The sequence below is a fragment of the Klebsiella spallanzanii genome, from assembly GCF_902158555.1.
Taxonomy (GTDB): Bacteria; Pseudomonadota; Gammaproteobacteria; order Enterobacterales; family Enterobacteriaceae; genus Klebsiella; species Klebsiella spallanzanii.
Map to the genome: position 1 here is coordinate 570,933 of NZ_CABGGS010000001.1, position 13,787 is coordinate 584,719.

The 13,787-nt window shown below is 58.8% G+C and carries 10 protein-coding genes; 5 read left to right on the forward strand and 5 right to left on the reverse strand.

The genetic code is table 11. The features are described 5' to 3' along the window. Positions 1-51 precede the first annotated feature (51 nt). Genes fepD through fepC form a run of 3 tightly spaced genes read left to right on the forward strand, consistent with a single transcriptional unit; the run spans position 52 to position 2,839 of the window. Positions 52-1,059: a Fe(3+)-siderophore ABC transporter permease gene (fepD, locus tag FN082_RS02835; RefSeq protein WP_112214584.1), complete on the forward strand. Its 1,008-nt coding sequence runs from the start codon at positions 52-54 to the stop codon at positions 1,057-1,059. Continuing rightward, positions 1,056-2,048, forward strand: coding sequence for an iron-enterobactin ABC transporter permease (gene fepG / locus FN082_RS02840; RefSeq protein WP_180349557.1), 993 nt, complete (start codon positions 1,056-1,058; stop codon positions 2,046-2,048). The genes fepD and fepG overlap by 4 nt, the downstream gene beginning before the upstream one ends. Then, positions 2,045-2,839 (forward strand): iron-enterobactin ABC transporter ATP-binding protein, encoded by a 795-nt coding sequence (fepC, locus tag FN082_RS02845; protein WP_139538609.1) that lies wholly within the window; start codon positions 2,045-2,047, stop codon positions 2,837-2,839. The genes fepG and fepC overlap by 4 nt, the downstream gene beginning before the upstream one ends. A 278-nt stretch (positions 2,840-3,117) precedes the next feature. Here the strand turns inward: fepC and entF are convergent, their stop codons facing one another. From entF to fes, 3 genes are read right to left on the reverse strand one after another with little or no spacing between them, the layout of a single operon-like run. Beyond that, a complete protein-coding gene (gene entF / locus FN082_RS02850; protein ID WP_142981109.1) occupies positions 3,118-6,999 on the reverse strand; it encodes an enterobactin non-ribosomal peptide synthetase EntF in 3,882 nt (1,293 codons plus the stop codon). 10 nt (positions 7,000-7,009) lie between these two features. After that, positions 7,010-7,213: an MbtH family protein gene (locus FN082_RS02855; protein WP_142512065.1), complete on the reverse strand. Its 204-nt coding sequence runs from the start codon at positions 7,211-7,213 to the stop codon at positions 7,010-7,012. A gap of 27 nt (positions 7,214-7,240) precedes the next feature. Further along, entirely contained in the window at positions 7,241-8,491 is a 1,251-nt protein-coding gene (gene fes, locus FN082_RS02860) for an enterochelin esterase (protein WP_268887523.1), read from the reverse strand. Positions 8,492-8,712: 221 nt separating this feature from the next. Here fes and FN082_RS02865 point away from each other — a divergent pair, with 221 nt between their 5' ends. Then, positions 8,713-10,989: a TonB-dependent siderophore receptor gene (locus FN082_RS02865; protein ID WP_139538605.1), complete on the forward strand. Its 2,277-nt coding sequence runs from the start codon at positions 8,713-8,715 to the stop codon at positions 10,987-10,989. A gap of 69 nt (positions 10,990-11,058) precedes the next feature. Next, positions 11,059-11,682 (forward strand): enterobactin synthase subunit EntD, encoded by a 624-nt coding sequence (gene entD, locus FN082_RS02870; RefSeq protein WP_142981111.1) that lies wholly within the window; start codon positions 11,059-11,061, stop codon positions 11,680-11,682. Between the two features lie 56 nt (positions 11,683-11,738). On the opposite strand, the gene FN082_RS02875 is transcribed toward entD, so the two are convergent. Both FN082_RS02875 and FN082_RS02880 read right to left on the reverse strand, forming a co-directional pair. Further along, positions 11,739-12,674 carry a transketolase family protein gene (locus FN082_RS02875; RefSeq protein WP_139538603.1) on the reverse strand — a complete coding sequence of 312 codons (936 nt, stop codon included), beginning with the start codon at positions 12,672-12,674 and terminating at the stop codon, positions 11,739-11,741. Beyond that, the gene (locus FN082_RS02880) at positions 12,667-13,497 is read right to left on the reverse strand and encodes a transketolase (protein WP_139538602.1); all 831 of its coding nucleotides are present in this window, start codon (positions 13,495-13,497) and stop codon (positions 12,667-12,669) included. The genes FN082_RS02875 and FN082_RS02880 overlap by 8 nt, the downstream gene beginning before the upstream one ends. Between the last annotated feature and the right edge of the window lie 290 nt (positions 13,498-13,787).

Consider the following 13,787-nt stretch of genomic DNA (forward strand, 5'->3'; position numbering starts at 1 on the left):
ATAGAATCGATAACGATAATTACTATCATTATCATGTCAGGGATGTAAGCCATGTCGTCTTCCACGACTGCGGTGCGCGCCTTTGCCGTACCGGGTCTTTTAATCGTTTTAATCATTGCTATTGCGCTCAGCCTGCTGATTGGTGCCAAACCCCTGCCGTTTAGCGTCGTTGTCGATGCCTTCACCGGCACCTGCCAGAGCGCCGATTGCACTATCGTTCTTGATGCCCGACTGCCGCGAACCCTCGCTGGACTGCTGGCGGGTGCCGCGCTGGGCCTGGCCGGGGCGCTGATGCAAACGCTCACCCGTAACCCGCTTGCCGATCCGGGGATCCTCGGCGTTAACTCCGGCGCCAGTTTCGCCATCGTGCTGGGCGCGGCGCTATTTGGCATTTCATCGCCGCAGGAGCAGCTGCTGATGGCCTTTTGCGGCGCGTTCGGCGCATCACTGCTGGTGGCCTTTACCGGCAGCCAGGGCGGCGGTCAGCTTAGTCCGGTCCGCCTGACGCTTGCGGGCGTGGCCCTGGCGGCGGTACTGGAAGGTCTTTCCAGCGGCATCGCGCTGCTGAATCCCGACGTCTACGATCAGTTGCGCTTCTGGCAGGCGGGTTCGCTGGATGTGCGCACCCTGCAAACCCTGAAAATCGTCCTGATTCCGGTCATTATCGCCGGTCTGGTCACGCTGCTGCTCAGCCGGGCCTTAAATAGCCTGAGCCTCGGCAACGATACGGCAACCGCCCTCGGCAGCCGGGTCGCGCGAACTCAACTGATTGGTCTGCTGGCGATTACCGTCCTGTGCGGTAGCGCCACCGCGGTGGTTGGGCCAATTGCTTTTATCGGCCTGATGATGCCGCATATGGCCCGCTGGCTGGTGGGCGCGGATCATCGCTGGTCGCTGCCGGTCACCCTGCTGGCCACCCCTGCCCTGCTGCTGTTTGCTGACGTACTGGGCCGTCTGCTGGTGCCCGGCGAGCTTCGTGTATCGGTGGTCAGCGCCTTTATCGGCGCGCCGGTTCTGATCTGGCTGGTGCGCCGCCAGCCGCGTGGAGGTGGAATGTGATAGCCCCTTCCCGCCGCTTGATTTTTAGCTGCCTGCTGTTAGTTATCGCCAGCGTGCTGGTCTCCCTGTGGGGGCTCGGCACTGGCCTGGTGCCGTTAAGCGTTGACCAGGTTATCTCCGCGTTAATTGGCGATGCGCCGCGTAACGTCACCATGGTGGTGACCGAGTGGCGTCTGCCCCGCGTGCTGATGGCGCTGCTGATCGGCGCCGCGCTCGGCATTAGCGGGGCGATTTTCCAGTCTCTCACCCGCAACCCGCTGGGCAGCCCGGACGTCATGGGCTTTAACACCGGCGCCTGGAGCGGCGTGCTAGTGGCGATGGTGATGTTCGGCCAGAACCTGGCGGCTATCGCCATGGCGGCAATGGCTGGCGGTATCCTCACCGCGCTGGTGGTCTGGCTGCTAGCCTGGCGCAACGGCATTGAAACTTTCCGCCTGATTATTATCGGCATCGGCATCCGCGCCATGCTGGTGGCGTTCAACACCTGGCTACTGCTGCGTGCTTCGCTGGAAACCGCGCTCTCTGCCGGATTATGGTACGCCGGTTCGCTTAACGGCCTGACCTGGGGAAAAACCTGGCCCTCCGCGCCGCTGATTCTGCTGATGCTGGTTTGTGCTGCGCTGCTGGCGCGACGTATGCGGCTACTGGAGATGGGCGACGATACCGCCTGCGCGCTGGGCGTGCGGGTCGAGCGTTCGCGCCTGCTGCTGATGCTGGTCGGGGTGGTGCTGACCGCCGCCGCTACCGCGCTTGCCGGGCCGATTTCATTTATCGCCCTGGTGGCCCCGCATATTGCGCGCCGCCTTAGCGGTACCGCTCGCTGGGGCCTGACTCAATCCGCTCTGTGCGGCGCGCTGGTGCTGGCGCTCTCTGACTACTGCGCGCAGCGCCTGTTTATGCCCTATCAGTTACCGGTGGGCGTGGTAACCGTCAGCCTCGGCGGCATCTACCTCATTGGGTTATTAATTCAGGAGTCCCGCAAAAAATGACCGCTGTAACCTCCCGTTTGCGCGGCGACCAGTTGACCCTGGCGTACGGCAAAAAGACCATCGCCGAATCGCTGAACGTGACTATTCCCGACGGCCATTTTACCGCCATTATTGGCCCTAACGGCTGCGGTAAATCGACGCTGCTGCGTACCCTGAGTCGCCTGATGACGCCGACCAGCGGTCATGTCTGGCTCGATGGTGAGCAGATCCAGCATTACGCCAGTAAAGAGGTCGCCAAACGCATCGGCCTGCTGGCGCAAAACGCCACCACACCGGGCGATATCACGGTTCAGGAGCTGGTAGCCCGTGGGCGCTACCCGCATCAACCGATGTTTACTCGTTGGCGTAAAGAGGATGAAGAGGCGGTCAGCAAGGCGATGAAAGCCACCGGGATCACCGACCTGGCGCTGCAAAGCGTCGATACGCTCTCCGGCGGTCAGCGTCAGCGGGCGTGGATCGCCATGGTGCTGGCCCAGGAAACGGCAATTATGCTGTTGGATGAACCGACCACCTGGCTCGATATCAGCCATCAGATCGATCTGCTGGAGCTGCTGAGCGAGCTGAATCGGGAGAAGGGATATACGCTGGCGGCGGTGCTGCATGACCTGAACCAGGCCTGCCGCTATGCCACCCATTTGATTGCCCTGCGCGATGGCAAAATCGTCGCGGAAGGCGCGCCGAAAGAGATTGTCAGCGCGGAGCTTATCGAGAGGATTTACGGCCTGCGCTGTACGATCATTGAAGATCCGGTGGCGCATACGCCGCTGGTGGTGCCGTTAGGACGTCGGTAATTCCTTTCCCCTCACCCCGCCCCTCTCCCACAGGGAGAGGGAGAAAACCAGCGCTCATTTTTGACATTGGTCCCCAACCACAATTCGCAGGTGGAAAGCCACCGCCCGCGCCCTGCCGATCTGTCCCCTCTCCCTGTGGGAGAGGGGGAAAACCCGCGCTCATTTTTGACATTGGCCCCCAACGACAATTCGAAGGTAGAAAGCCACCGCCCGCGCCCTGCCGATCTGTCCCCTCTCCCTGTGGGAGAGGGTTAGGGTGAGGGCTACCCGGCGTTCAATTACCCCAATATCTCCCTGACTACCGGGCCAATCGCCTCAAAGGCCTGCGGAGAGATAATATCCACATGGGCGCAATCCTGGCTAAAGACCTCCAGCTCACCAACCCACGGTCCCCAGACCACCTGCGGATCCATACCCGCCTGACGAGTTCTCTCCGCGACGAACAGCGTCGCCTTACCGTCAAACTTCGCGCTGTGCGCGGTGGTCAGCAGGCGCACCGCATCGGCATAGTTGCCTTCGATAACGCTGAACAGTTCGCCGGAAGCCTGCCCTTGCTGAGCAGCAAGAAATGCCTCGCGTTCGCGGGCAATCTCCGCCAGCACTTCTGGATCCAGACCGTTAGCCTCCTTCTCCGCCCAGTTCTGCGTTTCCGGCGGCCAGGTATCCAGCAGCCCGAGGAACGCTACCGCTTCGCCGCGCTGGCGTAAACGGGCGGCAATGCCCTGCGCCAGCGTGCCGCCGAGCGAATAACCGAACAGGTAATACGGGCCATGCGGCTGCTGCGAAAGCAGGGTTTGCAGATGATGCTCGCAAACCGCATCCAGATCCGCCGCCGTCGCCATTGGTCCCCGCAGTCGCGGCGACTGAATGCCGGTGATAGACCAGCGCGGGCTTAAATAACGCGCCAGCACGCTGAACTGCCAGGCAAAACCGGAAGCAGGATGGAAGCAAAACAGCGTCGGGCCATCGCTCGCGCGCAGCGGCAGGATCGTGTCGAAGCCCAGGCGCTGCGCCTGCTCATCGCTGAGATCCGAAGCCAGCAACGCGCTCAGCTTGCCAACTGTCGAGGCGACCATTACCTGCCCCGGCGTTACCTGACGTTCCAGCTCGCGGCTCAGCTGCGCCGCCAGACGCATCGCCAGCAGCGAATGGCCGCCGAGGGCGAAGAAATCAGCTTCAATATCGTTTACTTCGCAACCCAGCAGCTGACTGAATGCCACTGCCACAGTGCTTTCAATCCCCGGCTCCGGCGGACGGCCGCTGCGCTCGCGGTTTAGCGTTGGCAGCGGCAGCGCTTTGCGATCCAGCTTGCCGTTGGCGCTCAGCGGCAGCTCCGGTAATTGAATCAGCACTACCGGCACCATATGCGGCGGCAGTTGTTCCCCCAGCCGCGCTTTGAGCGCGGCGGTATCCAGCGGCAGGCCGGATTCAGAAACCAGATAACCCACCAATTGGCGAGCATCGCCGCCGGTCGCCGCCGCCTGGTTGAAAACGCAGGCATGAGTCACCGCCTGCGCGACGTCCGGCAACTCCGACATCACGCGATCGATTTCGCCAAGCTCAATGCGCTGACCGCGTATTTTCAGCTGATCGTCGCTGCGCCCGAGATACTCCACCGCGCCGTTATCCCGCCAGCGGGCAACGTCGCCAGTGCGATACATACGCTCACCCGCCGCATAAGGGTCGGCAATAAAGCGGCTGGCGGTTAAATCAGGACGCCCCAGGTAGCCCTGCGCCAGCTGAATGCCGGTCAGGTAGAGATCTCCCGCCACGCCCGGCGGTACCGGGCGCATGGACGCATCCAGAATACGCAAACCGGTATTCCAAACCGGCCAGCCAATCGGCACGCTGGTGCCGGTCACCGCCGCCAGCTCAGGCCCGCAGGCCGGATACCAGCTGACGTCCACTGCCGCTTCCGTCGGGCCGTACAGGTTATGCAATGGCGCTCCGGTCAGCGACTCCCACTCCCGGCACAGCGCCGTCGGCAGCGCTTCACCACTGCAGAATACCCGCCGCAGAGTTTGACAGGAGGCGACATTTTCCGCATCCAGCGAAGCAACGAACGCCGCCAGCATTGACGGCACAAAGTGGGTCGTGGTCACGTCATAGCGGGCAAAGAACTGCTGCATCGCCAGCGGGTCGCGATGAGCCTCCGGCTCGGCCATCACCAGTTGCGCACCGGCAATAAACGGCCACCAGAACTCCCAAACCGAGACATCAAAACTGCACGGCGTTTTCTGCGCCACTACGTCATCGACACAGAGCGGATAGTGGTTCTGCATCCACAGCAGGCGGTTGACAATAGCCGTTTGCCCGACCATTACCCCTTTCGGTCGCCCGGTGGAGCCAGAAGTGAAAATGATATACGCGGTATGCTCAGGCTGAGAAATAGCCAACGGTGCGGCATCGCTCGCCGCCAGAGGCTGCTGGTAGCAGAGGCTTTCCAGGTTAGGGATATCGCTAAAGCGCGCCAGCTGATCCTCAGAGGTAATCAGTAGCGAGGGACGCGCATCTTCCAGCATCATCCGCAGGCGATCGTCAGGATAGCCCGTATCCAGCGGCAGCCACGCGGCCCCGGCTTCGACAATACCGTGCAGCGCCAGGGTCAGGAACACCGAACGCGGCAGCGCCACCGCCACGCTATCGCCCGGCTTAACGCCGCGCGCGCGCAGTAATTGCGCCAGCGCCACTACCTGCTGGCGCATTTCGCGGTAGCTGAACTGCCTGCTGGCGTCCGCCAGCGCCGGAGCATCCGGAGTTTTCGCCGCCTGCTCCGCCACCAGCGCGCTTAGCGTAGTGGAAGGCAGAGCAATGCCGGTATTGTTGACCTGCTCCAGTTGCGTTATTTCCGCCGCCGATAGCATATTCGCGTCGCCACAGCGCAGGCCTGGATGGTCAGCAAACTGCGTCAGCAGCGCGGATAGCCGCGCAATATGCCCGTTCAGCGTCTGTTCATCGTAACGCTGTTTGTTAGCCAGAATTTCCAGCGACAGGCCGCCCGCTTCGTCCGGGAACAGTGCCAGCTCCAGATCGTTGACCGGGCCGGTGGCCAGCGTATGAGTCGTCGCCTGCACGCCGTCGATATCAAGCTGGTAGTCGAAAACTTTGATATTGAGCACCGGGCCAAACAGCGGCTCATCGCCCGCCGCCTTGCCGCTGTCGCGAACGATCTGTTCGGCATCGTAGCGCTGATGACGGCGCATTTTTTTCAGTTGCCCGGCAAGGCGCGTTGCCAGCTCGGGCAGCGTTTCCTGCGCGTCAATATTGACCGCCAGCGGCAGGACGTTCAGTACCGGCCCGGTCGCGGTTAACGCCGCAGAACCCATGCGGCGCATAAAGATAAAGCCCGCCGCGTAATCCATTCGGCTGCACAGTCGCCCCAACCACAGGGTGGTCAACGCCAGCGCCAGATCCGCACGCTGACATTGCGGCGCGCTCGCTGCCAGACGGCTAAAGACGCCAGAATCGACCTCCAGCTTCATGCGCCAGATATCGGTGCTACTCGCCCTTCCCGCCAGCGGGACGGCAGACAGCGAGGCCGGAGACGGTAGCGCTTTACGCTGCTCCTGCCAGAACTGTTTGTCACGCTGCCAGGCGTCGCTACCGTAGTAGCGTTGATACTCTTCCACGACTTCCGCAAAGGGAGTAAACGGTGACGCGGGCGTTTCTTCCCCTCGCTGCCAGGCGCGATAAATTGCAGCGATCTGGCGAGTAATCGCCGGGAAACTGAAGCCATCGACCAGCAAGTGGTGATAACGCTGATACCAGTACCAGCGATTATCTCCTACCCGCAGCAGCTGATGGCAGACCAGCGGATTGCCGCCGTCTACGCGCAGATTCTGCTCGAGATCGGCCTGCATCAGCGCCAGCGCGGCGGCGTGCGGGTCGCTCACTGCGCGCAGATCCTGATAGTCCGGTTCGGCAAACGCACGAGTTTCATCGACCCACTGCCAGGCTTCACCATTATCTTCACAAAACCGCATGCTGAGGGTGTCGGCCTGCGACAGCCCGGTGACAATCGCCCGTCCGAGCAGGTCCGGGTCGATCTCACCATACAGTTCTACATAGTGAGCGACGCTCCATGCGCCGGGCAGCGTCGAGAGTCGCTCCGCCATCCAGATCCCCGGCTGTGCCGCTACCAGCGGTAAACGAGTGGTCATGATCGACTCCTTAGGACGCATGGTGCGCGGGGGTGAGGGTTGACCAGTTTGCTGCCAGCCAGGCGTTGCACGCTTCTAGCGACTGCGGCGAACACTCTACCGTCCAGCCCTCCGGCAGCGCGCAGTGATGCGGCCACAGGCTGAACTGCTGTTGGTCATTGCGCAGAATGTAAAACTGCCCTTGCGGATTGTCGAAGGGGTTACTGAATTGCATGTCAAATTCCTCGTAAAGCGCGCTTTGCTACTCTTCACGGCATAGAGGCTGCCACAGCTGGATGAGTCCCGCCGTCAGCCCGCCGCGCCAGCAAAGCGCATCATGCCCGCCGTCAACCTGACGCCAGAAAATCGTCTGCTGTTCCAGATGCGCAAAAAGCGCCTGGCTTGCATGAAAAATGATCGGCTCGCGAATACCGGCTTCCAGCCAGATTCGCAGCCCTTGCGGATGTAATTCGCCGCGGCTTAGCCGGTCAATCAGCAGGCCCGGCAGCGCCCCACCGCGATGCGGCCACCACCAGGAGCCGGACTGGCTGAGTACACAACCAAAGCGCTGCGGCCAGTAGAGCGCGGCGAACATGGCGGCCAGGCCGCCAAAGCTCTGCCCCGCCACTACGGTTCGCTCAGCGCGATCGCTGAAAGGGGCCATCTGACGAACTAACGGCAGCAGCTCTTCCTGAACCGCCAGCCAGAACGTTTCATTACAGGGAAGCTCCTCAGCCCGGTGTTGGTTATCAATCACGTCAATCAGCAGATAAACCGCCTGCGGTAGCCGCTTTTCGCGGGTTAACCCCGCCAGCGGCGACCATATCGGCATGCTTTCGGCCCAGAACTGGCCATCAAGCAGAATCGCCAGAGGGCGCTCTTGCGGATTCGCATCACCAGTAGCGTAAACCCAGATCCGTCGCGTATTGCCGAGGCGCTGGCTCTGCCACTCAATGCAGACCGGCGGCTGATAAGGTTCATCGCGCAGCGCCCAGCCCGGTTGTTCCGGGGCTTCAGGCAGCTCCAGCGCAGACACCGCATGACCGCGCCCGCCTTTCCAGCTTTGCGGATTGAGCGGGTCGGAAATCGCGCGCGGCAGCAGTTTGCGCCAGCCTTCACGCAGCAGCGTACGGTCCGGGCTATCGCCGTTAAAAAGCTGGGGAGAAAAGTCGTCGTCGCGCGCGGAAGGCACAAAGCAGTAGCTGCCGCGCCAGGTGGGAGAAAGCGTGGTTTGCCAGCACCAGGCGTCGGTACCGGGAATACGCTGCAGTGTTTGCGGCACGGAGTTCTTATGGTGATCAGTCACGCCGGTGATATAAATCCACACCCGCTGGATTGCCGAAGACGTTTCGTTGCCTGCCGGATCGCGCCACCAGAAGGTCACCCGGTACTCGCCGTCCACGGACTCAATCTGCGGACCAGAGATACTTCGCCACCAGTCGTCACTTCCTGTCTTTTGCATTCCTTTTTCAACCTTATGTTTATCGTGACATTTATCAACAAACGTATCAATAAACGCAATATTTATTGATAATATTATTGATAACTATTTTCATTTGCAATAGCGTATTAGCGCGCTGTGGGAAGCGCGTCTTTCAAAATTAAACATGTCAGAGATGGCTTATTGAGTCAGCGACGGAGTGCGTATGCCCTCTACTGGCAACATTGATACCGCCTCCCCTCCCGACGGGAAAGGGCTTTTGGGGAAGGTGGCGACGAAAAGCAGGATTTACAATGAATAACAGGATCAAATCCCTGGCCTTGCTGGTCAATCTGGGAATCTATGGGGCTGCCTTTCCGCTGAGCGCGGCGGAAACCACCTCTGATAGTAAAGCCGCAACCGCTGACGAAACCATGGTCGTTACCGCCGCCGAACAGAACCTTCAGGCTCCGGGCGTCTCAACCATCACCGCCGATGAAATCCGTAAACGTCCGCCTGCGCGCGACGTATCTGAAATTATCCGCACCATGCCGGGCGTTAACCTGACCGGCAACTCCACCAGCGGTCAGCGCGGCAACAACCGCCAGATTGATATTCGCGGCATGGGCCCGGAAAACACCTTGATCCTGATTGATGGTAAGCCCGTCACCAGCCGCAACTCCGTGCGTCAGGGCTGGCGTGGCGAACGTGATACCCGCGGTGATACCGGCTGGGTTCCGCCAGAAATGATCGAACGCATTGAAGTCCTGCGCGGCCCGGCTGCCGCACGCTACGGTAACGGCGCGGCGGGCGGCGTGGTCAATATCATCACCAAAAAAGGCGGCGATGAGTGGCACGGTTCATGGAATACCTACATGAACGCCCCGGAGCACAAAGACGAAGGCTCGACCAAACGTACCAACTTTAGCCTCACCGGCCCGCTGGGCGGGGATTTCAGCTTCCGCCTTTACGGCAACCTCGATAAAACCCAGGCCGATGCATGGGATATCAACCAGGGCCATCAGTCCGAGCGTACCGGTAACTATGTTGATACGCTGCCTGCTGGTCGTGAAGGCGTCGAAAACAAAGATATCAACGGCTCGGTACGTTGGGACTTCGCGCCAATGCAGTCCCTTGAGCTTGAAGCTGGCTATAGTCGCCAGGGTAACCTCTATGCAGGTGACACGCAAAACACCAACACCAACCAGCGGGTAAAAGACAACTACGGTAAAGAGACTAACCGCCTCTATCGCCAGAACTACTCCCTGACCTGGAACGGCGGTTGGGATAACGGCGTCACCACCAGCAACTGGGTACAGTACGAGCACACCCGCAACTCCCGTACGCCTGAAGGTTTAGCGGGCGGAACGGAAGGGATTTTCGATCCAAACTCCGCATCCAAATATGTCGATTCCGATCTGAACGATGTGATGCTGCACAGCGAAGTCAGCATTCCGTTTGACCTGTGGGTTAATCAGAACCTGACGCTCGGTACCGAATGGAACCAGCAGCGTATGAAGGATATGCTTTCTAACTCGCAGACCTTTATGGGCGGCGATATTCCGGGCTACGACAGCACTAACCGTAGTCCTTATTCGAAAGCTGAGATTTTCTCGTTGTTTGCCGAAAACAATATGGAGCTGACCGACACCACCATGCTGACGCCTGGTCTGCGTTTCGATCACCATAGCATCGTGGGCAACAACTGGAGCCCGTCGCTGAACTTGTCCCAGGGACTTTGGGATGACTTCACCTTGAAAATGGGTATTGCCCGCGCCTATAAAGCGCCGAGCCTCTATCAAACCAACCCTAACTATATTCTCTATAGCAAAGGTCAAGGCTGCTATGCTACCGGTGCCGCCACCGGTATCGGCTGCTACATGATGGGGAATGACGACCTGAAGGCCGAAACCAGCGTTAACAAAGAGATTGGCCTTGAGTTCAAACGCGACGGCTGGCTGGCCGGGGTGACCTGGTTCCGCAACGATTATAAAAACAAGATTGAGGCGGGTACCGTTCCACTTAGCCGCACCTCCATTACCAGCAAGGGGAAAACGACCTACACCGATATCTATCAGTGGGAAAACGTTCCTAAAGCCGTGGTTGAAGGTCTGGAAGGTACGTTGAATATACCGGTTAGCGAGACCGTTAACTGGACCAACAACATTACCTATATGCTGCAGAGCAAGAACAAAGAGACCGGTGAACGACTGTCGATCATTCCTGAATATACGCTGAACTCGACCCTGAGCTGGCAGGTCCATCAGGATGTTTCGCTGCAATCCACCCTGACCTGGTACGGCAAGCAAGAGCCGAAGAAATACGATTATCAGGGCAAACCGGTTACCGGTTCGGACAAACAAGAAGTTAGCCCTTATAGCATCGTGGGCCTGAGCGCAACCTGGGATGTGACGAAGAACGTCAGCCTGACCGGCGGCGTGGATAACGTCTTTGATAAACGTTTGTGGCGTGAAGGTAACTCCCAGACTACCGGAAGCACAACCGATGTTTCCTATATGAGAGGCGCAGGCGCGTACACCTACAACGAACCGGGCCGTACCTGGTATATGAGCGTCAATACCCACTTCTGATTGCTCAGCGTGATCTCCTCCGCCCTCTTCTCATAGAGGGCGGACGGGAGAATCTGTTAACATCCCGCGATGAAAATCCAACTCTCAATCATTCAGCTTGCCGGTCACTCGCTTCAGCGGATAGATTTCGACCCGGCGACCTTTCAACCTGAAGATCTGTTCTGGCTCCCGCATCACGCCCTGCTAACCGACTGCGCCCGCAAGCGGCAGACCGAGCATCTTGCCGGGCGCATCGCAGCGGCTTATGCGCTACAGGAAGTGGGTGAAAAAAACGTTCCTGCCATTGGCGACCAGCGCCAGCCCCTGTGGCCCGCCCCGTGGTACGGCAGCATCAGCCACAGCAAACAGACGGCGCTGGCGGTAGTTTCTGCCCGGCCGGTCGGCATTGATATCGAAAGGATCATGACGCCTTCGCTGGCGGCAGATCTGGAAAGCAGTATCGTCAATGCTGAGGAAAAAATGCTGCTGGATGCCAGCGGCCTGCCGTTTGAACTGGCGCTGACGCTGGCGTTTTCGGCGAAAGAGAGCGCGTTTAAGGCCTGCCATGCGAACGTACAAGCCGGGAGAGGTTTTACCGATTTTGAGTTGGTGTATATAAAGGAAGGAATATTGCTTCTTCGGCTATCCGCCGAGGAGTTTCGGCTGCAATGGATTAAGGCCGGAGAGTTTGTTATTACGCTATGTTCGTCATAAAAACAAAAACCCGCGCGGTTATCCACACGGGTTATCAGTGCACTGCCAGGATAAAATCAGCGCATCTTCTGCGCCAGTTCAGCAATAGAGGCCGCATCAAAACCGTGGTGTTTGCGTAGCCAGCCGCGATCTGCCGCAGCCGCATACTCACCATCCGGGATCCCCAGGCGCTTGAGCTTAATACCGACGCCCGCTTCTGCCAGCACTTCCGCCACCAGGCTACCCAGTCCGCCGTTGACGTTATGCTCTTCCACCGTAATCACCGCTTTACACGGTTTCAACGCCGCCAGCAGCGCTGCGGTATCGCAAGGGCGGATTGAAGGCACGCTCACCACTTTAGCCTGAACCCCGGCATCGGCCAGAATCTGCGCCGCATCGACAATTTCATGCACCGTAGAGCCAGTTGCTACCAGCGCGATATCTTCGCCTTCGCGCAGCGTCACTACCGCACCGGGCACAAACTGATAATTTTCGTCGTGCAGTTCCGGCAGCGCCTTGCCATCAAGGCGAATATACACCGGCCCCTGATAGCCAATAGCGTAATCGATAATCTGCCGACATTCGCGCGGTGAAGAAGGGGCAAAAATCTGGATATTGCCGAAGCCGCGCATCACCGCCAGATCGTCAATCGCATGGTGAGTACTCGCTAGCGGACCGTAACTGGCCCCGGCGTTGAGGCCGAACAGCTTAACGTTGGTGTTGTTGTAGCAAACGTCGACTTTAATTTGTTCATTGGCGCGGGAAATCAGGAACGGCGCAGCGTTACAGGTCACCGCCACTTTGCCGCCCAGCGCCAGACCGGCAGCCGTACCGACCATACTCTGCTCTGCGATACCCACGTTAACCAGGCGGCCAGGGAATTGTTTAACAAACGGAGCAATTTTTGCCGTCGAGGTTGAGTCCGCTACCACCGGCACCAAATCAACACCGCTTTCAACTGCATCAATAAAAGCCTGAACCATTACGCTCGCCAGGTGTTCTGCATTACTCATCTTTCAGTTCCTCCAGTGCCAGTGCAATTTCTTCGCCTTTCGGTACCCGGTGGTGCCATTCCGGGCGCCCCTGGATAAAGGAAATACCGGCACCTTTCGTGGTGTTGGCAATAACAACGTTTGGTTTACCTTCCTGCTTCAGCCCTTCCAGGGTTGCCACCACCGACGCCATGTCGTTACCCTGGCACTCGGTGACCGTCATACCAAAGGCTTTCCATTTATCGGCCAGCGGATCGGTATTCATAATTTCACGGGTCGGCCCAGCCAGCTGGAGGTTGTTCTTGTCGTTAATGATGACAAGGTTATCGAGGCCGTAGTGGGCCGCAGCCAGCGCCGCCTCCCAGTTACTGCCTTCAGCCAGTTCGCCATCGCCGGTAATTAAAAAGATGCGGCGGGAGCTGTTGCTTTTCTTCGCAGCCAGCGCCAGCCCCACCGCAACAGGCAAACCGTGGCCCAGCGCGCCGGTATTCAGCTCAATGCCAGGGGTTTTCTGACGTACCGGGTGACCCGGAAGATGTGAATTCGCATGTTGATAGGTTTCCAGCCACTCAACCGGGAAAAAACCCGCTTCAGCCAGTACGCAGTAGTAACAGCCCACCGCATGGCCTTTCGACTGGATGTAGATATCGCGCTGGTCATCGGCCAGGCGGTCCGGCGCAACGTTCATGATGCGGAAATAGAGCGCGGTGATCAGTTCAACCTGAGACAGGTCGGCTCCGGTGTGCCCGCCTGCAGGGCTATTGGCATTCAATCTGACGATATGGCGACGTACGGCGCGTGCTTTGCGCTCAAGTGCCTGGACATCATAGCTATAGGGATTCATTTAATACCTCTGAATTTATTTTCAACTTGGAATATTTATTCCGTCAGGGACTAAAAAAACCAGACATCCCCAGGCAACGCATCGCAAGGCTTCCGCCGCTGCATCATACTCAGGAACATTCTGCCTCCTTACCACCAGGCATATTTGCGCCTGGGTACTTTTCAGTTGACCTGGAATCGCCATGAATATATATTCAATAACGACTCTTTATTCAATTATGCAGCCACTGTTCTGTTTTTGTCCATAGCTGATTTTGAGGATTGGCGAAAGTTAGATATCCATCACACTTA

What these genes read in the sequence shown, in the direction of transcription:
- fepC (WP_139538609.1), top strand. Translation starts at nt 2,045, where the DNA reads ATGACCGCTGTAACCTCCCGTTTGCGCGGCGACCAGTTGACCCTGGCG.
- FN082_RS02855 (WP_142512065.1), bottom strand. Translation starts at nt 7,213, where the DNA reads ATGCAATTCAGTAACCCCTTCGACAATCCGCAAGGGCAGTTTTACATT.
- entF (WP_142981109.1), bottom strand. Translation starts at nt 6,999, where the DNA reads ATGACCACTCGTTTACCGCTGGTAGCGGCACAGCCGGGGATCTGGATG.
- FN082_RS02880 (WP_139538602.1), bottom strand. Translation starts at nt 13,497, where the DNA reads ATGAATCCCTATAGCTATGATGTCCAGGCACTTGAGCGCAAAGCACGC.
- FN082_RS02865 (WP_139538605.1), top strand. Translation starts at nt 8,713, where the DNA reads ATGAATAACAGGATCAAATCCCTGGCCTTGCTGGTCAATCTGGGAATC.
- FN082_RS02875 (WP_139538603.1), bottom strand. Translation starts at nt 12,674, where the DNA reads ATGAGTAATGCAGAACACCTGGCGAGCGTAATGGTTCAGGCTTTTATT.
- entD (WP_142981111.1), top strand. Translation starts at nt 11,059, where the DNA reads ATGAAAATCCAACTCTCAATCATTCAGCTTGCCGGTCACTCGCTTCAG.
- fepD (WP_112214584.1), top strand. Translation starts at nt 52, where the DNA reads ATGTCGTCTTCCACGACTGCGGTGCGCGCCTTTGCCGTACCGGGTCTT.